We start from the raw sequence: 25,531 nt of genomic DNA on the forward strand, positions 1-25,531 counted from the left end.
CCGTTTCGCGGTGACTTTCGCCGTAGCGAGCCGCCCATTATGGCGGATTTTTTTTTGCTGTCAACAAGTTTTTAGGCTTGTTGACCGCGTTGCTGGCGCCAGTGGCTGCCTGCGCGGCGTGGAGTGAATATTAGACCAAATCTGCCCAAGGTCAAGGGTTTTTCAGATTTATGACACTGGCGCCAACTTGCGCACACTCGCAGCGTCGTTCAGCGCTGGATGGCATCCACCACCGGGGGCGGCAGGACAGCGCGCTACCGCCTGCCACCATCTCCTCCCCCGGGAACGACAGTGAGCAGGCGGCAATTCAATCCAGCAGGTGGATGCTCTGCTGCAGCGTATGGCTTTGCCCTGGCAGCAACTGACGGGTATCGGTGCCGGCATTGGCCACCTCGATGCATACATAGTGCTGCCAGCCACTACCGACATCACTGATCTGCTGGCCCAGTTCCGGGCCCGGCGTCCACAGCACCAATGCCCGCCCACCCTGTGCCTGCAACTGCAGCCGCCGCCCTTGCACGCAGTCAGCCAGGATCACCGGCCCGGCTACATCCAGATAGATGCGGTCGCAGCGCCCGCCATGCTGCTGGTGGTCGAACTGCCAGTCTCCCTGCTGCAGCTCCAGGCGCCCATCGGCCAGGGCATCACTGTAGCGATGGCCATCGACACCGAGCAGGCGAACTGCCGTGATATCGGCAACCTGGAAATAGCTGTGCAGTGCCTGGCTGAGCGGCTCGACCTGACTTCCGACATTATGCGAAGTGATTGCCTGCTCAAGATGTCGGCCTATCCAGAGCTGCTGTTCGACCGCCAGGCCCGGATGCAGGGAGGCAAGCGGTGACAGGCGCAGATGCATCCGGCCATCCTCAAGCAACTGCACCCGGTCCAGTTGCCAGGCCGCGGTGCGGGCCAGACCATGCGCCGGCGCCTGCGGGTCATGCGGATGCTTGCCAAACCACGGCCAGCACAATGGCACTCCACCCCGCAGGGGACGCGGCGGCTGCAGCTGCGGGCTGCACCAGAAAACTTCCGACGCCCCGGCCGGCTGCCAGCTCAGCAACTGGCCGCCAAAGCAACTGATGCGTGCCAGGGCGTCGGCGCTTTGCAGCTCCCAGACCGCAATGCCTCGCCATTGTGTCTGCTCCATCCGCATCGGCTCAGTTGCCCCCGCCGGCTTCGGCCTGCAGGGCCGCCAGGATTTTCCGGCCGGCACGGCCATCAGTCGTGCTCCAGCCCAGCCGCTGCTGTTCAAGCTGGATAGCACGCCGGGTCGCACTGCCGATCATGCCGTCGGCCTGGCCAATGGCATGGCCGCGCGCAAGCAGCAGCTGTTGCAGCGCGCGCCGCTGGGCGCGGTCCAGCCCCGGGTCATCGGTTGGCCAGGGCGTGCTGAAACCGGACAGGCCCTGCAACTGGTCGGCCAGGGTGGCGATGGCCAGGGCGTAGCTCTCGGCGGCGTTGTAGGAATAGATCGCATCGTAGTTGCGGAACACCAGCAGCGCCGGACCCGTGCGCCCGGCCGGCAGGATCACCGCCGCACGGTCCGTATCGGCAATACCGGCCACCTGCAATGGCCCACCGTCGTGCAGACGCAGCCCCAGCGCGCGCCATTGTGACAACGGCTGGCGCTTGCTCCGCCCGGCCAGGCGCTGATCAAAGCCGGCCGGCAAGCGGATCTCCACCCCCCAGGGCTGGCCGCTGCGCCAGCCGGAACGCTTGAGGTAGTTGGCAGTGGAGGCCAAGGCATCGGGGATGGAGGCAACCAGATCGCGGCGGCCGTCGCCATCGCCATCCACCGCTATCCGGGCATAGGTGCTGGGCATGAACTGGGTATGGCCAAACGCCCCGGCCCAGGAGCCGGTCAGGCCCTCGGCGGAGAGATCACCGGCGGCCAACAGGCGCAGCAGGGCCAGCAGCTCGCTGCGGAAGAAAGCCTGCCGCCGGCCTTCGCAAGCCAGGGTTGCCAGCGACTGCAGCAACGGACGCTGGCCAAACACGCGGCCGTAATCACTTTCCACGCCCCACACCGCAACCACCGTTGCGGCGGACACGCCATAAGCCGCTTCCACGGACTGCAGCAGCCCGGCATGTTCGGCCAGGCGCTGCCGGCCATCGTCAATGCGCTGGGTATCGACCAACGCGGCCAGATAATCCCAGACCGGTGTGGTGAACTCCGGTTGCCGGTCCAGCAGAGCCAGCACGCTGCGATCCGGGCTCAGCCCGGCCAGCAGCGGAGCCAGCTGCTCGGCGCCAATCCCCTGCTCACGCGCGCTCAGCGCGATGGCCTGCAGGCAGCGTTCAAACGTCGGATCACCCTGGCCGGCGGCCGGCGTTTGCGCGCCCGCCAGGACCGGCAGGGTCAAGCCCAGTGCCAGCACCACGCCACGTACCGGTTTCCACATCCTGTCGATCATGTTGCACCCTTGCCTGCTGCCGGGTTTGATCATACCCAGTGCCGGCAGGCGGGAAGCCTGGCTACAGCGCATCCAGGTAGTACCAGTGCTCACCGATGCGGACAAAACGCGAGTGCTCCTGCATCCGGACGGCGCTGCCACCGCCGATGCGATAACGCGCCACGAATACCACCTCGGCAGTGTCCTGCCCAGTCACCCGGTGCTGCTGGATGCTCAGGCCCAACCACTGCGTGCGTTGACCGGCCGGCTCCTGCAGCGAAAGATCGGCCGGGCGCGTATCCGGGTGCCAGCTGCTGCGCAGGTAGGCGACATTGCCCAGGACATAGGCGCTGTAGCGTGAGCGCATCAATGCTTCGGCATCGACCGCGGGCTGGCCCTGGTGCAGCGGCCCACAACACTGCTCATAGCTGACGCCGCGTCCACAGGGACAGGGCGTGGAAATCGGCTTTTTCATCCACGTATTGTCGACCAGCGGCAGCCACATTGCAGCTGCTGCCGGCACACGGCAGGGCTGGCAAAAGCACGCCACCTGTCCGTTATGCTTGCGCCATGACTATTTCCCAGCGCCTTGGCCGGCATGCCAGAACCGCCGGTCTGTTGATCCTTGGCCTGTGCGTGGTGGCGGTATTGCTCAGCCAGTGCAGCGGCCCGCGATTGGCAGCCACCACGGTGCAGACCCAGCCGCTGGAGCAGCGGCTGGTGGCCACCGGCCGGGTGGCGAATGTTTCGCGGGTCAGCGTCGGCAGCGAGGTGGCCGGGGTGGTACGCCAGCGTCTGGTTGCCGAAGGTGACCGGGTCAACGCCGGTGACGTGCTGGTCGTCATCCAGGCCGATGAGCTGGCCGCCAACCTGGAGCAGGCACGCGCCCGGCTGGCGGCACTGCAGCAGGCGCGGCGTCCCCAGGCACAGGCGCAGCTGCGCCAGGCCGAGGCCAACCTGGCCCAGGCCGAGCGTGAGGCCGGACGGCGCAGCGCACTGGCACAGCGCCAGCTGGTCTCGCGCGAGGATGCCGAGCAGGCACGCCAGGCCTTGGTCAGTGCCCGCGCCGCCGCCGAACAGGCACGCAGCGCACTGCAGGCACTGGATCCGGGCGGTGCGGAACTGGCCGAGGCATACGCCGCCGTCGCCGCCGCCCAGGCGATGCTGGACAAGGCCCAGGTGCGCGCCCGGGTCGCCGGCACCGTGCTGACCCGTTCGGTCGAACCCGGCGATGTGGTGCAGCCGGGCAGCGTATTGCTGGAAATCGCCAGTGATGGCCCTACCGAGCTGCGCGTGCCGGTGGATGAAAAGAACCTGCAGGTACTGGCGTTGGGGCAACCGGCACAGGCCGTTGCCGATGCCTGGCCGCAACATCCTTTTCCGGCCAGCGTGACCTATATCGCCCCGTCGGTGGACAGCAGCCGCGGCTCGGTGGAGGTGCGGCTGCTGGTCGACCCGGTGCCGGCGTTCCTGCGCCAGGACCTGACGGTCTCGGTCAACATCCTGACCGCACGCAAGGAAGCCGCACTGGTGGTGCCCAATACCGCCATCCGCACTGCCCGCGGTGACAACCAGCGTCAGGTCTGGGTCATCGAGGACGGCAGGCTGCAACCGGTGGCCGTCACCCTGGGCCTGCGCGGCACCACCGCCAGCGAGGTGGTCAGCGGCCTGCAGGCGGGGCAGGTGGTGGTGGTCGATGCCAGCGACAGCCTGCAGGCCGGGCAACGGGTTCGCGCCAGCCTCATTGCCGCGGCCGATGGCGACCTGCCGGCCGCTACGGACTGAACCATGTGGATTGAGTGGACCCTGGCGACCCGCTTCCTGCGCGAAGGGCGCAGCCAGTCGCTGCTGATCCTGGGCGGCATCGCCATCGGCGTGGCGGTGATCGTGTTCCTGTCGGCGCTGATTGGCGGGCTGCAGGCCAACCTGATCGAGCGCACCCTGGGCAGCCAGGCGCACATCAAGCTGCAGGCCCCGTTGCAGCGCAACCACATCCTGCCGGCAACGGCGGGCACCGCCACCCTGTTGCTGGAAACCCCACGGCCGCAGCCGTTGCGCTCGATCAACAACTGGCAGCAGCTGCGCGACAGCCTGGACCGGGAGGCCGACATCACCGCCGTCTCGCCGTTGATTTCCGGCCCGGCCTTCGTCCGCCGGGGCGATGCGCTGGAATCGGTGGCCCTGATCGGGATGGACCCGGAGCGCTACCTGCGCATCGTGCCGGTGGACAAAAACATGCGTGATGGCCAATGGCGGGTGGCGGCCGGCGAGGTGGTGATCGGCAGTGAGCTGGCGCGCGACCTCGGTGCCAGCCGTGGCGACACCCTGCGCCTGGATACCGGCCGCGATAACGAAACCCTGGTCACCATCGCCGGCATTTTCGAGCTCGGGGTCGGCGAGCTCGATGCCCGCTACGTGTACATGGACCTGCACCAGGCCCAGGCCCTGCTCGGCCTGCCCGGCGGTGTGACCACGATCGACCTGCGGGTGGATGACCTGTTCGCCGCCGATGGCATCGCCGAACGCCTGGGCCGGCTCAGCGGCCAGCGCAGCGAAAGCTGGATGGTCAGCAATGCCCAGCTCACCAACGCGCTCAACGCCCAGAGCCAGTCCACCAACATGATCAGCTTCTTTGTCGCCGTCTCGGTGGCCTTCGGCATCGCCAGCGTGCTCTCGGTCAGCGTGGTCCAGCGCACCGGGCAGATCGGCATCCTGCGCGCAATGGGCACCACCCGCCAGCAGATGCGACGGGTGTTCCTGATCCAGGGCGCGCTGTACGGCCTGGCCGGCTCGGTGGTGGGCTGCTCGGCCGGCTATGCGATGTTGTGGGCCTTCAACCGGTTTGGTCCGGGCCTGTTCGAGGCCCCGGTGTCGGCCACGCTGCTGTTGATGGCCACCCTGCTGGCAACGCTGACCGGGATGCTGGCGGCGATGCTGCCGGCACGCCGGGCCGCGGCGATGGATCCGGTCCAGGCGATCGCCCATGGCTGAGCCGCGTGCCGATGGCCAGGTGCTGCAGCTGCAGGACCTGCGCAAGTCCTACAACCTCGGCAAGCCGACCGAGATCGAAGTGCTGCACGGGATTGACCTGGAGCTGCAGCGGGGCGACTTTGCCGCGCTGATCGGCCAGTCCGGCTCGGGCAAGAGCACCCTGCTCAACCTGCTCGGCCTGCTCGATACCCCGACCTCCGGCGAGCTGCTGCTGCTCGGCCAGGCCACCTCGACGATGGACGATGCCGGCCGCACCGCGCTGCGCGGCCGCGATATCGGCTTTGTGTTCCAGTTCCACCACCTGATCCCGGCCTTCAGCGCGCTGGAGAACGTGCTGATGCCGCGGATGGTCGCCCGCGGCAAGCCCAGCGCCGAGGACGTCGACCAGGCCCGTGGCCTGCTCGAAGCGGTGGGGCTGGGCAAGCTCAGCGAGCGCCGGCCCGACCAGCTCTCCGGCGGCCAGCAACAACGGGTGGCCGTCGCCCGCGCCCTGATCACCCGCCCGTCCCTGCTGCTGGCCGACGAGCCTACCGGCAACCTGGACAGCCAGAGCGCGGCGGAGGTGTTCAAGCTGTTCCGCCGCTTCAACCGGGAATTTGGCTGTGCGGTGCTGCTGGTCACCCATGATGCGCAGCTGGCCCGGCAATGCGACCGCCAGATCACCCTGACCGATGGCCGCATCAGCGATGACCGCCGCCTGTAGGCATTGATCCAAGGGCGGCACAAGCGCGCCTGCATGCGTATGCTGCACCACCCTCATTGCCCTGACCGCTGCCGTGCTGGAACTGCTGCCGCCTGAATTGCCTTGGTTGCTGGTGATTGCCTTCCTGGCCGGCGGCATCGATGCCGCGGTGGGCGGCGGCGGCCTGATCCAGCTGCCCGGCCTGTTTACCGCCCTGCCCCAGCAGCACCCGGCCCTGCTGCTGGGCAGCAACAAGTTCACCTCGATGTTCGGCACCGCAACCGCGGCCTGGCGCTATGCACGGCGCATCACCATCCCGTGGCGGCCAGTACTGCTGGCGGCAACGGCCGCGTTCGCCTGCTCGTTCGGCGGCGCCAGCGCGGTCAGCCTGCTGCCTCGCGAGGCGGTACGCCCGCTGGTCCTGCTGCTGTTGATCGCCATCCTGGCCTACACCCTGCTCAAGAAGGACTTCGGTGCGCTGCAGCGGCCCACCGTGGTTGGCCGCCGGCAACTGGCCATCGCCGTCGCGCTGGGCGGGGCGATCGGCTTCTACGACGGCTTCTTCGGCCCCGGCACCGGCAGCTTCCTGATTTTCCTGTTCATCCGTTTCTTCGGCCTGGATTTCCTCGGCGCTTCGGCCAGCGCCAAGATCGTCAACCTGGCCACCAATGTCGCCGCGCTGTGCTGGTTCGTGCCCGCCGGCCAGGTGCTGCTGGCGATCGCGGCGCCCATGGCGGTGGCCAATGTCGCCGGTGCGGTGACCGGCAGCTGGCTGGCCATGCGCGGAGGCAGCGGGTTGATCCGCCGTCTGTTCCTGGGTCTGGTCTGTGTACTGATCGTACGCATGGGTTGGGATACGCTGCAGTCCTTGGCCTGAGCCCACTGCGATGCCCCAGCTAGCGTTCAAACGTCGCGTACCGCTGACCGTTGCTGGCCTGGCCGGGCTGCTGATCGGCCTGCTCGTCTATCCCCTGCTGCTCAACCAGGTCCGGACCCGGGTCATTGACGAGCAGTTTGCCCACCTGTCCGACGCGACGGCCGCCGCCACCCGGATGACGGCAACGGTACATCAGGCGCTGTCGGCACTGGCCAGCGAGCTGGACCTGCCAGCCAGCCCCCCGGGTTGCCCGAAAGAGCTACAGGACAGACTGCAGGCCTTCCAGCTGCGCACCCCCAGTGCCGAAGCGGCCTTCCGTATAGAAGACAACCGCCTCACCTGTGCCAGCCTGCCCTCGCTGGGCGACAACACGCTGCTGCCGGCCCATCACAGCCAACGCAGTGACGGAACCCGCCTGTGGTACCGCCTGCAGCTGCAGCAGGCCCCGCAGGGCGGCCCCTATACCTTGCTGGAGCGCCAGCAGCTGGGAGTGATGCTCGACCCGGATGAACAGTTCTCACGGTTCTTCGGCGGGGATGTCCGCGTGGCCGTCTACGAGAACAGCCCACCATTCCCGACCTCGCTGACCGTTGGCCAGATTCCGGCACCATGGCTGCAGCGGATGCCGCCGGGCAGCCGCGAACAACGCCTGCAGGATCGGCAAAGTGGTGACCTGCTGGTGCGCCGGCTCTCCACCAGCGGCCAGACCGTCATCCTGGCCAGCCGCAGCGCTGCCAGCCTGCAGGCACAGATCGCCAACGGCAGCCATTACCTGTGGTCACAGGCGCTGCTGATCGGCCTGGCCGGTGCGATCCTCACCCTGCTGGTCTACCCACGGCAGAGCTCCTCGCGGCGGGTACTGGAGCGCGCACTGCACAGCGGCCAGATGTTCCTGCTGTACCAGCCGGTGGTGGACCTGCAGAGCGGGCAGTGCATCGGCGCCGAGGCGCTGATGCGCTGGCGCCAGCAGGACGGCAGCACGCTGGGGCCGGATGTGTTCATCCCGCTGGCCGAGCAGCTGCAGCTCAGCGACAGGATCAGCGACTGCGCCTGCCAGATCATTGCCCGCGAGCTGCCGGCGCTGCTGCAGCGCGTGCCGGACTTCCATATCAGCGTGAATGTCTCGGCACACGAGCTGAACACCTTTGCCATCGTCCAGCGCCTGGTCGAGCTGCGCCAGCGCCTGCGGCTGCAACCTTCGCAGCTGATCGCAGAGCTGACCGAAAGCAGCCTGGCCGAGGCCGAACGCGCCCTGCCGGTGATCCGGCAACTGCGCGCCAATGGCATCAGCGTGGCCATCGATGATTTCGGCACCGGCTACTGCTCGCTGTCGTACCTGGCCACCTACCCGTTCGACATCCTGAAGATCGACAAAAGCTTCGTCAGTGCGGCAGGCACCGATTCGATCATCGGACCGATCGCCGAGCACATCGTCACCCTGAGCAAGTCGCTGGGGGTAAGCGCGCTGGCCGAGGGCATCGAAACGGCCGAACAGGCGGAAAACTTCCGCCGGCAGGGCGTCGCTCTGGCCCAGGGCTACTATTTCGGTGCCCCGATGCCGATGGCGCAGCTGCTGGAAAGGGTCCAGGGCCCGGCGCAGTCCTGAGCCCGGGCCGGCCCGGCAGCGCCACAGGGTGATTGATTATCCCTATTGGACGGCTGTGAAATCCAGTCGCAACAAAGCTTCAAACCATTGAAAAAAAAGGATTTTCCATCCCGCCATAAGCCATTGAAAGGGTCGCCGGCGACACGCTTGATCCAGATCAACGCTGCTGCGTGCAGGGCGGCGATGCTGGCCTCCCCCACGTTGTCTTTCTGTAGCCATGCCTGCCTGTCCTGCCTCCCCCCGCGTCGCCCTGGTCACCGGCGCCTCCTCCGGTATCGGTGCGGCAATCTGTCGTCAATTGGCCGAAGAAGGCCACCAGGTCATCGCTGCCGATGTGAACCTGCCCGGCGCGCAAGCGGTGGCCCTGTCGCTGGGCGGCAACGTCCAGGCGGTGATGCTGGATGTCACCGACCCGGACGCGGTCGCCGCCTGCATCCAGCAGATCATCCAGCACCACGGCCGCCTGGACATGGCGGTGAACAATGCCGGTATCGGTGGCGCCAGCCTGGAAACCGGCGAATATCCGCTGGATGAGTGGCACCGCGTGCTGGCGGTGAACCTGCACGGAGTCTTCTACTGCATGAAATACCAGCTCAACGCGATGCAGGCCCAGGGCAGTGGCGCCATCGTCAACATGGCCTCGATCCTGGGCAGCAACGGCTGGGTCGGATCGGCCGCCTATGTGGCGGCCAAACATGCGCTGGTGGGCATGACCAAGAGCGCTGCGCTGGAATACGCCAGCCAGGGCATCCGCATCAACGCGGTCGGCCCGGGTTTCATTGAAACTCCGCTGCTTTCCTCGATCAAACCGGACGAATATGCGGCCCTGGTCGGCCTGCATCCGGCCGGCCGCCTCGGCAAACCGGAGGAGGTGGCCGCGCTGACCTGCTTCCTGCTCTCGGAGCAGGCCAGCTTCATCAACGGCAGCTACCACCTGGTCGATGGGGGTTTCAGCGCCCGCTGAGCGGTGCCGGGCAGGCCACAAGCCAGCTGCCGCTGGCCGGCCTTTTCGCGCAGCGGAAAATCCAGAGCGGTGCCAGGTTGGCGCCGCCACGCCGTCGCTCAGCGGCAGGCATGCGGCAACCGCCTGCGGCCTGGCCAGCGCTGACAACCGGGCCCGGCCAGCGCCGGTGCAGCGTCGACCGACATCGCCGCGCAATGGGCAAGGCCCCACTGCCGTCAGCGACGGTGGGGCCCGCATACAGCGGCGTACTCAGTACCGCCCCGGCGTGGTCACTGGGGCGATGGACGGCTGCTAGCTGTCCGTCCGGGTCGCGGCCTTCTGGGCGGTCTTTTTGCTTGCCTTGCTTGCCGATTTGCCGGCCGATTTGCTGGCAGCCTTTTCAGCCACCTTGCCGGTCGCCTTGCTGCTGGTTTTGCTGGCGGTCTTGCTGACTGACTTTCTGGCTGGCTTGCGGGCGGCCTTGCCAACCGGTGCGCTGGACGTGTCCGTAGCACTGGCCGGCCCGGTGGCCGGAACCACTTCCGCCACGGCATCGGCCTGGATCTCCGCAGCCGCCGTTGCCGGCAAGTCAATCACCGGCAACGTCTCCACCTCCGCTTGCACCGCTGCCGCTGCCGGGCTGCGCAGCGCACGCAGGGCACTGCTGCCACCGGCGCGCTCGGGCAGCTTCAGGCGGGCGTGTTCCTCGTCATATTCGATCAGCAGCACGCCCGAATCGTGGCGGCCGGAGATCTCGACAAAGCAGGCACCACCAATGAACGGCTCCAGCGTCATCACCGACTTCAGCGGGGTGGCCACCACCATCTGGAAGCCGAAGTTCTCGAAGATGTTCATCGCCAGCGCGGTGAACTCGTTGTCGGCCTTGTCGAAGGCCTCGTCCAGCACCACCGCCGCATAGCGCGGCAGTTCGCCATCCTCGCCGCCGAGCTGGTAGCGCAGCGCCGCGGCCAGGCAGGTGGTGGCCAGCTTCTGGCGCTGGCCACCGGACTTGCCGGCGCCGGAGCGGTAGATTTCCACCTGCTCGCGGGTGGCGGCATCGAGTTCGACACCGATGAACTCCACATGCTGGCGCACGTCCAGCACCTGCTCGCGCCAGCGGCGCAGCTCCGGTTCCTGGGCGCCGAGGCGGCGCACCAGGTCACGCAGGATGGTGAACTGCGACTCGGCCAGCGAGCGGTCCTCGGTCTGCTGGTGGCTCAGCACCGCGCGCAGCTGCAGCTGGAAATCGGCCACCTCGGGCAGTTTGCGGTCATGCACTTCGATGGTCAGGATGGTGCCGCGGTTGAACGGCACCTGCTCCAGCGAGGCGTTGACCTCGTCCATGCGCTGCTTGATCGCCTTGTGCGCCTCGGCGGTGTGGCGCTGCAGGGCCAGCAGGTTGTTCTTGCTCTGGGTCTGCAGCAGCTCGAAGAAGCGGCCTTCGTGGCGCGGCAGGCCATCGCTCTCCAGCCGGTCCAGACGGGCCAGGAAATCCTCGGCACTGGCCAGCGACACGGTGAAGTCGGCGCTGTCTTCGGGCCACTGCTGGACGAAGCGGCGGAAGCAGTCCAGCACCTGCCCGGCCAGCCTGGCATCGCGGCCCTGGCTGTTGGCCAGCTCGTCGGCCAGCGCGCGCTCGATCACCCGGAAATGGCTTTCCACACTGTCCAGGTTCAGGCCCGGCAACACCGCCAGGCGCTCATCCAGCAGCGGCCGCTGGCTTTCATCCACGCCTTCCTGCTCCAGCTTGAGCTGGCACTGCTCGCGCTGCTGTTCCAGGCGCACGCGTTCGCGGCCCAGCTGGGCGCGCTCCAGGCGCACGTCTTCATAGGTGCGGCGGGCCTGGTCGCGCAGGCCGCGGGCAATGTTGATCTGTTCGGCGATCTTCGCCAGCGCGCTGTCGCCCTCGCGCAGGGCCACCAGCTGCTCGTTGATGTCATCGATGCGCTGCAGACGGCCACTGACATCGATCTCGTCCCATTCGCGCTCGGCCAGGGTGTGCGCGGCCAGCTGCTGTTGCTGGGCACTCTGGCGCTGGCGGCGCAGCGCATCGACATCGGCATCGCAGGCGGCGATGCGCGCGGCCAGCTCCTGGGCCTCGCGCTCGTAGATCCGGCGCTTGTCGCGGTTGTCATGGCCCAGCATCCACAGCCGGCGGTCGTTGACCGCGTGGCGGTCATCCTTTTCGTAACGGTCGCCCGGATGCTTGATCTGGCCCTCGCGGGTCAGGCCGCGGTCCTGGTGGCGCAGCTGGGCGGCGCTGTCGACGCAGGTGTAGTCGAAGCGGCGCAGCAGTTCGTTGTAAACCCAGTCGGCGTAGGCGTGGTCGCGGATCTTGAGCTTGTTGATCAGCGAGCGCGCATCGGGCTGCTGGGCATGCAGCAGCTCGTTGTCGCGCACCCGGAAATAGACCAGCTTGGTGCCCAGGTGGGTGCGGTTGACCCAGTCGGCGACCTGGGCGTGGTGCTTTTCATCCACCAGCAGCGACTGTGCAAAACCGTGCAGCACGCGTTCGATCGCGCCGCGCCAGGCCAGCTGGTCATCGTGCACCTGCAGCAGTTCGCCGACAAACGGCAGCAACGTCTCGGCGATGCCGGTGTCCTCGGCCAGCCGCGCACGCAGGTTCTGCAGCGGTGCCGGGATCGAACTGGGCGCGGCCTTGAGCGAATCCAGCTCGGCGCGCAACTCGTTGAAACGCTTTTCATCGGCACGGCGTTCGCTCATCCGCTCGGCGATGGCTTCATCCACCGAGCCGGCGCCCTGCCCGCCCCCGGCCAGCAGCTGGCGCGCCGCCTCGACCTGCTCGGCAAAGCGGGTCGCGTCCTCGGCCAGGCTGATGTCCAGATGCCGGCAGGCACCTTCCAGCTGCTTGCGCCGGCGCAGGCGGTCCTCGACCTCACGCTCGATCCGGGCGCGCTCGCGCTCGAGCTCATCGACCCGCTCGCCGCCCTGCTCGCGCTGCTGGCGTTCCAGCTCGACCAGCTTCTGCTCGTGGTTATCCACCGCCTGGCGGCGGGTGCCTTCCTCGCCCTGCAGGCCGCGGTCCTGGACCTCGACATCCTTGAGCCGCTCATTGATCAGCGCCAGGCGCTTTTCCTCGCGGAAACCATCCACGCTGTCCTGCAGCGCGCGCAGGTCGGCGACACTGCGGCGCAGCTCCTGCAGCGAGGCATGCAGTTCGCGCGCCGGGCTCAGGGTCTCGACCTGGCGGCGGGCAGTCACCACCGCATGGTGGGCGCCGTCGAGCTCGGCAAAGTCCTCGACCAGGCGGTCGGCGGCCTCGAAGGTGCGTGGCTCATCGAGCATGAACCCGCGCAGGAAACCGTTCAGATCGCCCAGGTTCTTGGCCGACTGGGTCTTGTGCAGCAGCCGCAGCGCCATGTCATTGCCGATGCCCAGCAAATGGCGGAAACGCTCGGCATAGCCGGAGAAACTGTCGAAGTGGGCCACGTCCTCGCCCAGCCGCAGGCGCAGCTTGCGCAGGTCCAGGTCGAAGCCGTCCATCTCGGTGGCGATGTCAAACCGGCGCGGCACCACCATGTAGTGCTTGCGCACGTCGGCCGCGGCAGTGCCGGTGCCGTTGATCCAGAACAGGCGGACGATGGAAACCACATCGCCACGGGCACTTTCGTAGGACAGCACCAGCGCGGTCCAGGTCGCGCCCTTGCGCAGGTACTGGGTGGCGATCTCGCCCGAAGCGCTGTCCTGCTGGTCGGCCCAGGCACCGCGCACGTAGGAGACCAGGTTGCGGTCACGTCCGGAACGCTCGGCTTCGCGCGCGGCGGCGTTGAAATCGACGATGCTCGGCGGGGTCAGCAGCGCGCTCATCGCGTCCAGCAGGGTCGACTTGCCCGAGCCGGAACGGCCGACGAACAGGAAGCCGCGCTCGGCAATCGGCACATCGGTCAGGCCGGAGAACGTGCCCCAGTTGTAGACCTGCAGCCGGCGCATCCGGAACTGGTTGGCGCGCGCATCGGTGAGCGGGTCATGGAACAGCGCAGCGGCGGGCAGCAGGGTGTGGGTGGTGTTGTCCATCAACGGTGTCCTTGGGCACAGGCGTCAGTGACGCCGGCCGGGGTAATCAGGCAGGAGCAGGCGCGCTGCATTCACTCGCCGAGCAGGTCATCGACCGGGGTACCGCCTTCACGCAGCTGGCGGTAGGTCTCGCCGAGCACGGCCACATCCTCGGCCGAGAACAGGTGCTTGAGCGCCGGTGACACTTCGTAACGGTCCTCGCTGCCGCGCAGGCGCGAGAGCAACTGGTTTTCGCGCATCTTGCCGATCGCCGCGGCCACCCGCTTGGCAAAACCGGCCTGGTCGGTGGAGACGTTCTTCTGGTAGACGCTCATCGCCTCGACCATCTGCAGCTCCTCCACCACCGCACGCTCGCCACGGGTGTCGGCATCGGCCAGCTGCTGGCGCAAAAACAGCAGCAGCACCGATTCGATGAAGGTCAGCGGCGCGGTGCGTAGCAGGCTGGGAGCCTCCAGCTCGCCGGTGTCGGCCTGGCGCACGAAGGCAAAGCCGGCGTCGCGGTCCATCACCAGCTCCAGGAACAGGTCGCACAGCAGCGAACGGATCGCCGCCTCGTTGCGCAGCAGCGCCGCCCACTGCGCCGGCTGGCGCTGGGCATCGACACTGGGCCCGGCCAGCAGCTGGCAGGCCGCGCGGCGGGCGTCATAGCCCAGCTCGCCGCTGTCGCCGAGGAACAACGGGCCATTGGCCGGCACGGCGGCCTTGCTGTCGGGCACCGGGTCCGGGCTGGCATCGTGGTCATGCAGGGTCGAATCAGACCAGTTCATCGCGTTTTTCCTTTACAAACCAGACCTGCGGCACCCGCGCGCGGCGCACCTGGCCATCGCCGCCGGTCCACTGCACGGTTTCATGTTGTTCGGCGGCAACCACGCCGTAGCGGGTGGCGATGGAAAGATAGCCAATCACGCTGCCCAGGCCCTGGCGTGCCGGGCGCTGCTCCAGCACCTGGCTCAGGCTCAGGCGCGGGCTCTGGCCGAGCAGGAAATACAGGTCATCCTTGAGCGAACGGATGTCGATTTCCGACTGCGCGACCAGGTCGCCAACGCTGTCCAGCGAAATCTCGGCGCCATCGGACCACCAGATCGTCGAATCCACCTGGTGGGTTGACGGGTCATGCAGCTTCCACTGCCCGATCGAGCGCAGGCGGCTGGCCGACAGCGGCAGCACATAGCCGGTGGCGGCGGTCGGACGCAGGCCATCGCGCAGGCCCAGGGCCTGGCTCTGCGCCTGCTTGAGCAGCTGGTTCAGGCGGCGCTGTTCCAGGAAGCCACGGCTCTGCACGAAACCGCGCAGGCTGCGCGCGAAGTTCTGCATCACATCGTGGACCTGGCCACCGCGGTCGAGCAGGGTCGCGGTGAAGTTGCGCAGGAAGTTGCGCTCGCCACGGCCGAGCTTGCGGGTGTAGTTGCGGCTGAGCACCTGCTCCAGCGCCTCGTCGAGCTGGCCACTGCGCAGCGGGTCGTTGAGCAGGTCCCAGAACGCCTGGAAGGTCCGCCCGGCCTCGGATTCGCCAATCACGTCGATGCCGTTGAACAGCTTGTCCAGCACATCGCCACGGGCGCCCTCGGCGTCGATGATGCTCTCGCGGAAACGGCGGTTGAGCTGCTCGAAGTCATCGCGGACGCGACGGAAATCCTCGGCCAGTTCATCGGCCAGGCGGATCAGGTCGCGGGTGCGCTCCAGCGCACGCTTGCCGTCCAGCGCGGCCACCTTGCCGGAGCTGACCTCGGCAATCTCGGCATCGATGCGCGCCCGTTCGGCCTGCAGTACGGCCAGCCGCGCTTCCGGGTTGACCTCGGTCTGCTGGGCCAGCTGCGCCACCTGCTGCATCACCAGCGACAGCCGGCTTTCGGTGGCCACGGCCGCACTCTGGCCGATCCCGGCGATGAAACGGATGGCCTGCAGGGCCTGGCGCGAAAGTTCGTATTCTTCCTCGCTGGCGCCTTCGGGCAGGCGCCGCTCCAGCCAGCCCTGCGCCAGCCAGTAGGCGACATAGGCCTGGGCGGTGCGCGGAAGCTCCATCTCCAGCTGCTCGGCATTGAGCGCATCGAGCTGGTTCTGCAGCCGCTCGTGCAGCACCGCCGCGCCGAGGCGGCGGTCGTTCTCCATCAACAGGCCCTGCAGCAGACCCACCAGCACCGGCGCGCGGTCGGCAGCCAGCAACTTCCATAGCGGCTGCTCGCGCAGGCGCTGGTAAGTGGCGATTCGGTCGCGGTACTTCATCGGTTCGGTCGGTCCCCGGGCCTGTGATGGATGGCCTGACGCTGGCTCAGCGGCGGCCGCTGCCGGACTGCACGAACTGCAGGAACTCGGCACGGGTGCGGGCATCGTCGTGGAAGCTGCCGAGCATGCGCGAGGTCACCATGCTGACGCCGCGCTTGTGCACGCCACGGGTGGTCATGCACTCGTGGGCGCCTTCCACCACCACCGCCACGCCCAGCGGCTGCAGCACGTCCTGGATGCAGGTGGCGATCTGCGCGGTCATCTTTTCCTGCACCTGGAAGCGGCGGGCATAGGCCTCCACCACCCGCGCCAGCTTGGAAATGCCCACCACCTTGCCATTGGGGATGTAGCCGACATGGACCTTGCCGATGATCGGCGCCATGTGGTGCTCGCAATGGCTTTCGTACTCGATGTCACGCAGCACGATCATCTCGTCGTAGCCGGCAACTTCTTCGAAGGTACGCTGCAGGTACTCGCGCGGATCGATGTCATAACCGCTGAACCAGTCGCCATAGGCCTTGGCTACCCGACGCGGGGTATCGAGCAGACCCTCGCGGGTGGGATCTTCGCCAGCCCACAGCAACAAGGTGCGGACGGCCTCTTCGGCCTGCGCCTGGGTGACGGGGGACTTGTCGGAATCGGCCATGGTGCACTGCGCCTGTAATACGGGGTCCACATGCTACCAGCCGGGGGCCGGCAAGGCATGTTCCGGGCAGGCAAGCCTTTGCCCATCAAGGGCTTGGGCAAACCTCCGCTGGGCAAGGCCAGACCGTCCGGCAGCCGGTTGCGCAGGCCACGCACGGGCCGGCAATGGCGGGCGTTTTCACCCGGCCTGCAGCCGCGCCTCCAGCCCGCTCCAGCGCGCGGCCTGGCGGGCCAGGGCCAACTCCAGCACCTGGGCGCTGCCGGCCAGGTGCAGGCTGTCGCGGGCACGGGTCAGGCCGGTGTAGACCAGCTCGCGGCTGAGCACGCGGTTCTCGCGCAGCGGCAGCTGCAGCCAGACCTGGCCGTATTCGGAGCCCTGGGCCTTGTGCACGGTCATCGCAAAGGCGCTGTCATGGGCCGGCAGCGCCGCCGGATGGAAGGCACGCGGGGCGCCCTCGGCCTCACCGGGGAACCAGGCCAGCAACTTGCCGTGTGCATCGGCAAAGCACACCCCGACATCGCCGTTGAACAGGCGGTGGCGGTAGCTGTTCTCGGTGATCAGCAGCAACCGGCCCTGGAACCACGGCGAACCGTCACGGCCACCGCGCAGCAAGGCCTCGATGCGGGTATTCAGGGTGGCCGCGCCCTGCGGGCCTTCGCGCACGGCGGTGAGCACGCGCAGTTCATTGGCCAGCGCCAGCGCCTGGGCCGGGTCGGCCGCATCGCGCAGGCGGTGGGCATGGGCCAGCAGCGCCTTGCGGCCGATGGCCAGGGTGTCGCCCTGGTCCTGGTGCCAGTGCACCCCGGCCAGCGCACCGCCACGCAGCAGCGCCAGCGCCGCGGCCGCGTCGCCCTGGCGGCAGGCCGCGGCCAGCGGCGCCAGATCCAGCGCCTGGCTCTGGCGCCAGCCGCGCTGCAGCTGCACGCGACGGCCGGCAAAACCGCTGGCCGGTGCCTGCCGCGGCACTGCTGGCAGCGTGCCGAGCAACGGCTGCAACGCGGTGGCATCGTCAGGCTCGATGCGGCTGCCATCGCCACTGGCACGCAGCAGCGCCGCCAGCACGTCGCCAGCCTCCACCGAGGGCAGCTGGTCCGGATCGCCGAGCAGGACCAGCCGCGTGCCGCTGGCCACCGCTTCCACCAGCCGGGTCATCAGGGACAGGCCCATCATCGAGGCCTCGTCCACCACCAGCACCTCCAGCGCCAGCGGGTTGTCGGCGTGGTGGCGGAATTCGGGCGAATCCGGGATCACCCCGAGCAGCCGGTGCACGGTCGAGGCATGGGCCGGCAGCGCGGCCAGCAGTGCCGGATCCACCCCGGCGGCCAGCATCTTCTGCGCCGCCAGGCGCAGGCTTTCGGCCATGCGTTCGGCCGCACGCCCGGTCGGTGCGGCCAGGCCGATGCGCGGGGCCGGCTGGCCGGCGGCACGGGCCTGGGCGGCCAACAGCACCAGCAGCCGCGCAATCGTGGTGGTCTTGCCGGTGCCCGGGCCACCGGTGACCAGCATCAGTGGATGACGCAGGGCCATCGCTGCGGCCTGGGCCTGATGATCGCCGGCTGCCTGCGGGAACAGGCTGGCAAACACCGGGGCGATGGCCGCCAGCTGGCCAGTTTCCACCGGCTGGCTGCCGATGCGCTGCAGGCCCACGGCCAGGCGGCGCTCGAATTCGCGGTAACGGCGCAGATAGACCAGGCCGGCCTCCAGCACCAGCACCGCCGGGGCCGGTGCGGCCTGCAACAGGGCACCCTCCCGGTACACCCAGGGGGAGGCCTGCAAGGCCTGCGTCCACTGCGCCAGCGCCGGCCAGGGCAGTGGCACGGCGGCCGCGCCCTCCTCCGCCGAGGCCGCTTCAGGCAACAGGCGGGCGGCCTGGTCCAGCCGCAGGCCGGCATGGCCCTGGGTGACGGCATGGGCCGCCAGTACCGCGGCGGCCAGCACCAGCGGATCAATGGCCGGGTCCAGCCGCTGCAGGCTGTGGCCCAGGGCCAGGTCCACCGTCCGCAACGCCGGGTGTTGCTGCAGCGCTTGCCACAGGTTCATGCCACACCTCCCAGCAGCCGCGCATGCGCCTGCTGTCCACCGGCAAACAGCACATCCAGCCCGTGCACCAGTTCGGCCGGGAAGCAGCGGGCATGCAGGCCGGGACACTGCGGATCAGCCGCATCCAGGCCGCGCGCGAACAGGTAGCGGATGCCACCAAAGTCACGTTCGTAGTCGTAAGCACTGCCCAGGCGGAAGCGCAGCCAGCGGTGCAGGGCCACGGTATACAGCAGCGCCTGCAGGTCGTACTCGCTGCTGGCCATCGCCGCCTCCAGCGCGGCGGCGTCATAGCGCTGCAGGCGGTTGGACTTGTAGTCCAGCACGAACCACTGGCCGTTGTGGGTATAGGTCAGGTCGATCTTGCCGGTCATCAGGCCTTCCAGCTGGCGGCGCAGGCCAAAGCCGTGGCGTGCAGCGGCCACGCCGTGGGCATGCAGCAGGGCCAGCAGTTGCTGGCTGTGGGTGGGTTGCAGGGCGAAGTGGAACTCGATTTCCGCCCGCCGCTGGCTAGCCGGCAGTTCGCACAGGCGCACGCCCTCGGGCAGTGGCTGGGTCAGGGTCTGGCCGACCAGTTCGGCCAGCACGGCCAGGCCATCGGCCAGGTCCTGGTCCGGGTAGCCTTCCCCGCGGAGCGCCTTGAGCAACGGCTCCTCGCTGCCGGCCGGGGCCGGCTGGCCGCCGCGCCAGCCCTGCCAGGCGGCAAAGTCGCTGTTTTCCAGTGCCAGGTGCAGGGCATTGCCGAAACGGCTGCCGGAAAAACGGCGGTCAAAGGCCACCCGCTCGACGGGCGGCTCGCTGCCCAGCTCCGGGGCCGGGCTGTCGGCCGGTTCGTCCTCGGCCGCGGCGGGCGCCTCGGTCGCCGCGCTGGAAGGATCATTGCCGCGTTCGGCATGCGCCAGCTGGGTGAAGCTGTAGACCCACCAGTCCACCGCCAACGGGCGGGTGATCGTGCGCACCGGCGCCACTGCCTGCTGCGCCTGCACCGGCAACGCTGGCACCGGCTCACGTTCGGCCTGCCAGGGCAGGAGCTGGATCGCTTCATGCCCGCCCAGGCCATCGAGCATGGCGTGCAGCGTGGTGGACGATGCACCGGCCAGGTTGCCATGGGCCAGCCACAGCTGGTGCACCGCGCGGGTCAGGCCGACATACAGCAGGCGCGCGGTTTCGGCATGGTCCTCGGCCTTGCGCAGGGCCATCACCTGCTTCCAGGCCGGATCCTCCTTGTCCAGTTTCCAGTGCCGCTGGCGCTGCCTGTCCACCTGCACCACGGTGTGCCGGTCACGGCTGCCGCTGCTGCTGCCAATGCCGACAAACGGCAGGAACACCAGCGGGTATTCCAGGCCCTTGCTCTTGTGCAGGGTCAGGATCTGCACCCGGCGCGCGTCCGATTCCAGCCGCAGCAGCTGGGCCTCGTCATTGCTGTCGGCCAGGGCGATGGCCTGTTCCAGCCAGTCCAGCAGGCCGGCCAGGCCCAGCACCTTGCGCGCGGCTTCCTGCAGCAGTTCGCCCAGCTGCAGGTAGTTGGTCATGCGCCGCTCGCCATCGTCGATGGCCAACAGGCGCTGCGCCCGTTCGGCACACAGGTCGGCAATCAGCGCATAGGGGCCGCCGCGCTGCAGGCGTTCGCGCCACAACTGCAGCCGGTTCTGGTGCTCACGCTGGAGATCGCCATTGACCTCCAGCGCGGCAATCTCACCGGCACTGGCGCCGAGCAGCACCGTGGCCAGCAGCGCGCGCATGCGGCCCTCGTCGGCCGGCTGCAGCAAGGCCAGCAGCAACAGCCGCAACTCGCCGGCCTGTTCGCTGGCAAACAGGCTCTGCTTGCCGGCGGCCACCGCCGCCACCCCGCGCTGCTGCAGGGCTTGCTGGATCAGCGTGGCCTCGCGGTGGCTGCGTACCAGCACGGCGATGTCACCGGCCTGGACCGGCTGCTGCTTGATCAGGGCCTGGCCCTGCCGCCCCTGCCAGAGCACGGTCGCGATCGCATCGGCGCACAGTTCGGTGGCCAGCTGGCGCGACTGGTCCGCACTGAGCGGTTTGTCGCCATCCGATTCCACCCGTTGCAACACCAGCCCGGGGGCCGGCACTCCATCGATGGTGAAATCCGCATCGGCATCGGCGCGACCGGCATGCACGGTCTCGAAGGTGATGCCTTCCTGGCTGAAACCGTGCTTGCCGGCCTGGGTGTACAGCGCATCGATGGCCGCCAGTACGCAGGGCCGCGAGCGGAAGTTGTGGTCCAGCATCAGCGCCACATTGGCCTGGGTCTTGGCCTGCAGATAGGTGTGCACGTCACCGCCACGGAAACCGTAGATGGCCTGCTTGGGATCACCGATCAGGAACAGCGCCGGCGCTTTTCCCGCTGCCTGTACGTGTTCGCTGTGGCCGAAGACGCGGCGGAAGATCGCCCACTGGCGCGGATCGGTGTCCTGGAACTCATCGACCAGGGCAATGGCGTACTGCTGGCGCAGCTGCGCCACCAGCGCATCCCCACGTGGGCCTTCCAGCGCGCGCGCCACGCCTTCGATCAGGTCGTCATAGGTCTGCAGGCGACGCTGCGACTTGAGGTGTTGCACACGTTGCCGGGCCTGTTGGCGCAGGCTGTGCAGCAGGTGGATGGACTGCGCACGCAGCACGTTGTCCAGCGATTGCCGGGCCTGCATCCAGTGCGCCAGCGGTGCCTGCAGGGGCGATGCCGGGGTCTTGCCGGCGCCGGCCTTGGAGGTGCGCCCGAGCAGCGTTTCCGGCAGCAGGTTGGCGGCCTTCTCGTGCAGCGGGCCCTCGCCATCCCAGTGGCGGAACTGCTCGAACAGCTCATGGATCCAGCCGGCCTTGTAGCTGTTGCCATTGAGCCACTTGTTCTCCACCGCCGCCAGCAGGGCCTGGCGGAAATCCTCGCCATGGCTGGCAATGGCCTGCCGCAGCTGCGGGCCGGCGTCGTGCAGGCGCTGCTGCGCCTGGGCCAGGGTGATTTCCTCCGGCCCGGTCTGCAGCGGCTGCGGGAACAGCGGCTCCTCGCCGAGCAGGGCCGGCAGGTCGGCGGCCAGTTGTGCGTGGTTCTTCCACAACGTGGTCAGCACCGCGACCTGGTCGGCATCCTGGGCCAGCACCCGCCACAGGTCAGCGGCCACCTCGGCATGCAGCGGCTTGAGGTTGGTGACCAGCTCCGGGCCATCCAGGCGGTGGCCGCTGTCCAGCGCGTACTCGCTCAGCACCCGGGCACAGAAACCATGGATGGTGAACACTGCAGCCAGATCGGTTTCCTCGGCGGCCAGGCGCAGGCGCTTTTCCAGTGCCGCTGCCGCCTCGCCGCTGCGGGCCAGGTGATCGGCCAGGATGGTGCGGGTCAGCGCGATTTCCGGCGCCGCATCCGGCTCCTGGCAGTGCTTCACCTGGGCCGCTGCCAGCGCCAGGCGCGCGCGGATGCGCTTGCGCAGTTCCTGGGTGGCCGCATCGGTGAAGGTCACCGCCAGCACCTGGCCAATGCGCAGGTTGCGTTCCACCACCAGCCGGGTGAACAGCGTCGCCAGGGTGTAGGTCTTGCCGGTACCGGCACTGGCCTCGATCAGCTGCACGCCATCCAGCGGTACAGCCAGCGGATCGCGGTTGCTCGGCTGCGCCTGCACGTTGCGGTTTTCCATCAGGCGTTCTCCTCGTCTTCCCGGCTTGGCACATCCCCCAGGGTCAGCAGCGACATCACACTCAGCGCGGTGTGCTCAAACGCCTTCCAGCGTTGTCCATCCGCCAGTGGGTCACGTCCGCGGTAAACCAGCTGGTGGCTGTCCTCGCCAGCCTCGGCGTAGCTGTAATCACTGCCATTCCAGCTCTGCCAGGCCTTCTCGGCACGCTTTTCCTCATCGGCCAGGAAGATCGCCAGCGCCGTACGCGGGGCGTAAGCCAGCGGCTGCTGCATCCCGGCCAGGTAGAAATCCACCAGCCGGGCCAGCGCCTGCCTGGCCTGTTGCTGGCCCAGTGCCGGACGCAGGTGCGGCCCGAGATCGCCCTCATCGTCCAGATAAAGCTGCCACAGCTGACGCGGCTGGCCGGCAGCGCACAGCAGCAGCCAGTCCAGACCATTGCGCACCACGGTGCCGGCATTGAGCTTGCCGATACGCAGCCGCGGCAAGCGGTCAGGCAGCACGTCGGCCACCCGGCCATGCACGCTGATGCCATCGATCTGCACCTGGCACTCCACCGTTTCGAGCAGGCCCTCGTCCACACCGTTACGCCAGAGCTGGGCATAAGGCAGCACATCACGTACCTGGGCCTGGAGCTGTGCACGGCCGAAGGCACCGGAGGGCACCTTGCCCCGCGCCAGCAGGCGCTCGTAGAGCTGCTCGCTGTCGTCATCCAGCGCGGCCTGCAGCAACAGCTGCTGCAACTGGTGGCGTTCCAGCCCGGGGCCGGCCAGGTCCAGCGGCTCGATGTCCTCCATCGCCTGCGCCGGCTCGGGCAGACGGATGCCCAGCCGCTGCGCCAGGAAACTCTGCGCCGGCTGGGTAAAGAAGCGGCGCAGTTCGGGCAGGCTGATGGCCTCCGGCTTCTGTACCGCCTGCAGCGGCGCATCGACCCACGACGGCAGCCGCTTGCGTGGCTGCCCCAGTTGCGCGGCGGCAGCATGCCACTGCTGCCGGAAGCTGAAACGGCGTGGCTCGCCGGCTTGGCCGAAGGCATCGGCTGCAAACGGCTGCAGGGTGTGGTGCACGACCAGGCCATTGCCTGCCTGCTCCGGATCGGCATGCCAGGCCGCGGCCGCTTCGAGCAGCTCATCCACCAGCACCGACGGTTCGCGCACGCTGCCATCACGGGCATCACTGCCGATCCAGCTCAGGTAAAACACCTCCTGGGCCGAGGCCAGCAACTGCAGGAACAGGAACCGGTCATCCTCGCGCACCGAGCGGTCACCGTAGCGACGCTGGCCGTTGTGCAGGTCGGCCACCAGCTTGCTCAGGCCGGCGGCCGGATCGCGGCGCGGAAAATCGCCATCGTTCAGGCCCAGCACGCAGATCACCCGGAACGGCAGCAAGCGCAGCGGCACCATGCGGCCGAAGCTGATGCCGCCGGTCAGCAGCGGTGCACGGGTATCGGCCTGTGACAGCTGGTTGCTGAAGTGGGCCCGGACCACCGCCGCCGGCAGAGTATCGGCATAGCCGGCCTTCTGGGCCTGTTCGCGGAACTGGCCGATCAGCTTGCGCAGGCGGTCCAGCGCACGCTGCCCGGCCGGTGCTGCCGGCGTGGACGGCAACACCGCGGCGAGCAGGGCCAGCAGGCGGTCGCTCCACTGCGCCGGGGTCAGCTCCTGGTCCAGTGCCTGCTGGTAGTGCGCGAGCACGGTGAGCAGGCGCAGCACCGCATCGAGCACGTCCAGCGCACTGCCTTCCAGCAGCGGCAGGCTGGCCACCCCGGCCACATCGGTGTCCTCGCCGATGGCATGGCCCAGCAGCAGGCGGTCCAGCGCGAACTGCCAGGTGTAGGCGGCATCGGCCGGCGCCTGGTGGCACACACGGTGACCGGCATCCAGGCCCCAGCGCGCGCCGGCCTCGTCCAGCCAGCCGCGCACGCGCTCCAGGTCAGCAGCGTCCAGCCCACTGACCTCGGCCAGCGGCGCACTGGCCAGCAGGTCCAGCACCTCGCCCAGGCCAAAACGGCTGACCGGCAGCGCCAGCAGGCGCAGGAACACCTCGGCCAGCGGCTCGCCGGCCAGCGGGCTGGTATCGGCCAGCGCCCAGGGCAGGCCACCGGCCTGACTGCCACGGCCACCGAACACCGCTTCCAGATAGGGCACATAGGGGTCGATGTCCGGCGACAGCACCGCGATCTCGCGTGGCTGCAGCGGCGGATCGAAGCGCGGGTCCTCGAGCAGGCCGCGCAGCTGGTCATGCAGCACCTGCAGCTCGCGCAGCCGGGTATGGCAGGCATGCAGCTGCAGCGAGGGATCGTCCAGCCGCAGGGCGGGCAGGCGCTCCTGCGGCTCGCGCGGCGGGGGGCGGCGATGGAACAGGTCGCCCTGCAGCCGGCGCAGCAGGGTATCGCCGAGGCCACCGCCAGCCAGCGGCGGCTTGCCACTTTCCAGCGGGTCGGCATAGGCATCGATTTCCAGCGACGGGTGCACCACTTCGTAGTTGCCGAGCAGGGCCATGAAGTCGCGCCCGGCCGCGCCCCAGGAGGCGAGCAGGGGGCTTTCGCCTTCCAGCCCCATCAGCGGATCGATATCGCCCTGGCGCAGGCGCGCACGCACGCTCTGCAGGTCGCCCCAGTAACCGCGGGTGGGCGTGGGCAGGTAGAAGTGCAGCGTTCCCACCCGTGCCTGGGTCGCCAGCACCCGCAGCACGTCCGGCGAGATGCCGAGGATGGCGAAGGCAAACAAGCGCACCGGCAGCCCCTGCGGCAGCGGCTGGCCATCACCCTCGAAACCGTCCAGGTAGGCCTGGATGCGGCGGGCACGGTGGTTGCGGCCAGCGGCGATCTGCCGCCACAGCACGGCCTGGGCATCGCCGCCATCGCCACCCTGCTCCCAGTGCAGCAGCAGGTCACGCCGCCAGGCCTGGTATTTTTCAAACACCGAGCCCAGCTCACCGGCCAGCGACCAGCGCTTGAGCGCATCACCATCGCCCAGGTAGGCCGCCAGCGCCTGCATCGGCGGCTGCGCCATCAGCGCCGCATCGCCGAGCGCGGCATGCAGCTGCCACTGCAGCGAGGCCGCATCCAGGTCGTCCTTCTCGCCGGGCACATTGGCCTTCAGCGCGCGGGCGACAAACTCGCCGGGGGTCAGGAATTCCAGGTTGGCGGCGATCCCGTACTGCTCGGCCAGGGTAGCCTGCAGCCAGCGCCGCATCGCCACCTGCGGGATCAGGATCAGCTCCGGCTCCAGCGGCGACTGCCCCGCTGCCGGGCGCGCCAGCTCCGCCGCCAGCAGCTGCGCCAGCAGGTCCAGCGCATTGGAATCGTAGAGTCGGAAATCGCTGTCGGTGGCAAGCATGGGCCTGTTCCTTGTGGCCGCCGGATCCGGACACCGGCGCGTGCGGCATTGTCAGCCAGCCGGCACGGGCTGGCGAGTGGTGCGCCCGGCGCTGCCGGCGCACGCGAAGAAACAGG

Annotated in this window: 15 protein-coding genes and 1 pseudogene; 6 read left to right on the forward strand and 10 right to left on the reverse strand. The window is 68.5% G+C overall.

What is annotated here, in order from left to right:
* Positions 1–307: 307 nt before the first annotated feature.
* The 3 genes from ABB25_RS01195 to ABB25_RS01205 form a co-directional block, all read right to left on the reverse strand.
* Positions 308–1,147 carry a D-hexose-6-phosphate mutarotase gene (locus ABB25_RS01195; RefSeq protein WP_160319390.1) on the reverse strand — a complete coding sequence of 280 codons (840 nt, stop codon included), beginning with the start codon at positions 1,145–1,147 and terminating at the stop codon, positions 308–310.
* Positions 1,148–1,157: 10 nt separating this feature from the next.
* Positions 1,158–2,414: a lytic murein transglycosylase gene (locus ABB25_RS01200; protein ID WP_244477724.1), complete on the reverse strand. Its 1,257-nt coding sequence runs from the start codon at positions 2,412–2,414 to the stop codon at positions 1,158–1,160.
* Between the two features lie 61 nt (positions 2,415–2,475).
* Positions 2,476–2,868 (reverse strand): YchJ family metal-binding protein, encoded by a 393-nt coding sequence (locus ABB25_RS01205; RefSeq protein ID WP_057662742.1) that lies wholly within the window; start codon positions 2,866–2,868, stop codon positions 2,476–2,478.
* A 95-nt stretch (positions 2,869–2,963) separates the two neighbouring features.
* Here ABB25_RS01205 and ABB25_RS01210 point away from each other — a divergent pair, with 95 nt between their 5' ends.
* From ABB25_RS01210 to ABB25_RS01235, 6 genes are all read left to right on the forward strand, one after another.
* Complete coding sequence (locus ABB25_RS01210; protein ID WP_057662557.1) at positions 2,964–4,178, forward strand: efflux RND transporter periplasmic adaptor subunit; 1,215 nt, start codon at positions 2,964–2,966, stop codon at positions 4,176–4,178.
* Between the two features lie 3 nt (positions 4,179–4,181).
* The gene (locus ABB25_RS01215; RefSeq protein WP_057662560.1) at positions 4,182–5,384 is read left to right on the forward strand and encodes an ABC transporter permease; all 1,203 of its coding nucleotides are present in this window, start codon (positions 4,182–4,184) and stop codon (positions 5,382–5,384) included.
* Entirely contained in the window at positions 5,377–6,087 is a 711-nt protein-coding gene (locus ABB25_RS01220) for an ABC transporter ATP-binding protein (RefSeq protein ID WP_057662564.1), read from the forward strand. Before ABB25_RS01215 ends, ABB25_RS01220 begins: the two co-directional genes overlap by 8 nt.
* A 73-nt stretch (positions 6,088–6,160) precedes the next feature.
* Positions 6,161–6,943 carry a sulfite exporter TauE/SafE family protein gene (locus tag ABB25_RS01225; RefSeq protein WP_057662567.1) on the forward strand — a complete coding sequence of 261 codons (783 nt, stop codon included), beginning with the start codon at positions 6,161–6,163 and terminating at the stop codon, positions 6,941–6,943.
* A gap of 10 nt (positions 6,944–6,953) precedes the next feature.
* On the forward strand, positions 6,954–8,549 hold the full coding sequence (locus ABB25_RS01230; RefSeq protein ID WP_057662570.1) for an EAL domain-containing protein: 1,596 nt from the start codon (positions 6,954–6,956) through the stop codon (positions 8,547–8,549).
* 217 nt (positions 8,550–8,766) lie between these two features.
* Positions 8,767–9,513, forward strand: a complete 747-nt coding sequence (locus tag ABB25_RS01235) for an SDR family NAD(P)-dependent oxidoreductase (RefSeq protein WP_057662574.1) — start codon at positions 8,767–8,769, stop codon at positions 9,511–9,513.
* Between the two features lie 644 nt (positions 9,514–10,157).
* Here the strand turns inward: ABB25_RS01235 and ABB25_RS01240 are convergent.
* The 7 genes and pseudogenes from ABB25_RS01240 to recC all read right to left on the reverse strand — a co-directional run.
* Positions 10,158–13,527: pseudogene (locus ABB25_RS01240) on the reverse strand (ATP-binding protein); the annotation flags it as partial.
* Positions 13,528–13,598: 71 nt separating this feature from the next.
* Entirely contained in the window at positions 13,599–14,294 is a 696-nt protein-coding gene (locus ABB25_RS01245; RefSeq protein WP_057662575.1) for a DUF4194 domain-containing protein, read from the reverse strand.
* Positions 14,281–15,750 (reverse strand): DUF3375 domain-containing protein, encoded by a 1,470-nt coding sequence (locus ABB25_RS01250; protein ID WP_057662578.1) that lies wholly within the window; start codon positions 15,748–15,750, stop codon positions 14,281–14,283. The genes ABB25_RS01245 and ABB25_RS01250 overlap by 14 nt, the downstream gene beginning before the upstream one ends.
* Positions 15,751–15,796: 46 nt before the next feature.
* Positions 15,797–16,396 (reverse strand): GTP cyclohydrolase I FolE, encoded by a 600-nt coding sequence (gene folE / locus ABB25_RS01255; protein WP_057662581.1) that lies wholly within the window; start codon positions 16,394–16,396, stop codon positions 15,797–15,799.
* 177 nt (positions 16,397–16,573) lie between these two features.
* Complete coding sequence (gene recD, locus ABB25_RS01260) at positions 16,574–18,436, reverse strand: exodeoxyribonuclease V subunit alpha (RefSeq protein ID WP_057662582.1); 1,863 nt, start codon at positions 18,434–18,436, stop codon at positions 16,574–16,576.
* Positions 18,433–22,077 (reverse strand): exodeoxyribonuclease V subunit beta, encoded by a 3,645-nt coding sequence (recB, locus tag ABB25_RS01265; protein WP_057662585.1) that lies wholly within the window; start codon positions 22,075–22,077, stop codon positions 18,433–18,435. Before recB ends, recD begins: the two co-directional genes overlap by 4 nt.
* On the reverse strand, positions 22,077–25,415 hold the full coding sequence (gene recC / locus ABB25_RS01270; RefSeq protein ID WP_057662587.1) for an exodeoxyribonuclease V subunit gamma: 3,339 nt from the start codon (positions 25,413–25,415) through the stop codon (positions 22,077–22,079). The genes recB and recC overlap by 1 nt, the downstream gene beginning before the upstream one ends.
* Between the last annotated feature and the right edge of the window lie 116 nt (positions 25,416–25,531).

This window comes from Stenotrophomonas koreensis, assembly GCF_001431525.1.
GTDB classification, from domain to species: domain Bacteria; phylum Pseudomonadota; class Gammaproteobacteria; order Xanthomonadales; family Xanthomonadaceae; genus Stenotrophomonas; species Stenotrophomonas koreensis.

Excerpts from the sequence above, each read along its gene's own strand:
- ABB25_RS01195 (WP_160319390.1), bottom strand. The coding sequence starts at position 1,147 with ATGGAGCAGACACAATGGCGAGGCATTGCGGTCTGGGAGCTGCAAAGC.
- ABB25_RS01200 (WP_244477724.1), bottom strand. The coding sequence starts at position 2,414 with ATGATCGACAGGATGTGGAAACCGGTACGTGGCGTGGTGCTGGCACTG.
- ABB25_RS01205 (WP_057662742.1), bottom strand. The coding sequence starts at position 2,868 with ATGAAAAAGCCGATTTCCACGCCCTGTCCCTGTGGACGCGGCGTCAGC.
- ABB25_RS01210 (WP_057662557.1), top strand. The coding sequence starts at position 2,964 with ATGACTATTTCCCAGCGCCTTGGCCGGCATGCCAGAACCGCCGGTCTG.
- ABB25_RS01215 (WP_057662560.1), top strand. The coding sequence starts at position 4,182 with ATGTGGATTGAGTGGACCCTGGCGACCCGCTTCCTGCGCGAAGGGCGC.
- ABB25_RS01220 (WP_057662564.1), top strand. The coding sequence starts at position 5,377 with ATGGCTGAGCCGCGTGCCGATGGCCAGGTGCTGCAGCTGCAGGACCTG.
- ABB25_RS01230 (WP_057662570.1), top strand. The coding sequence starts at position 6,954 with ATGCCCCAGCTAGCGTTCAAACGTCGCGTACCGCTGACCGTTGCTGGC.
- ABB25_RS01235 (WP_057662574.1), top strand. The coding sequence starts at position 8,767 with ATGCCTGCCTGTCCTGCCTCCCCCCGCGTCGCCCTGGTCACCGGCGCC.
- ABB25_RS01245 (WP_057662575.1), bottom strand. The coding sequence starts at position 14,294 with ATGAACTGGTCTGATTCGACCCTGCATGACCACGATGCCAGCCCGGAC.
- ABB25_RS01250 (WP_057662578.1), bottom strand. The coding sequence starts at position 15,750 with ATGAAGTACCGCGACCGAATCGCCACTTACCAGCGCCTGCGCGAGCAG.
- folE (WP_057662581.1), bottom strand. The coding sequence starts at position 16,396 with ATGGCCGATTCCGACAAGTCCCCCGTCACCCAGGCGCAGGCCGAAGAG.
- recD (WP_057662582.1), bottom strand. The coding sequence starts at position 18,436 with ATGAACCTGTGGCAAGCGCTGCAGCAACACCCGGCGTTGCGGACGGTG.
- recB (WP_057662585.1), bottom strand. The coding sequence starts at position 22,077 with ATGGAAAACCGCAACGTGCAGGCGCAGCCGAGCAACCGCGATCCGCTG.
- recC (WP_057662587.1), bottom strand. The coding sequence starts at position 25,415 with ATGCTTGCCACCGACAGCGATTTCCGACTCTACGATTCCAATGCGCTG.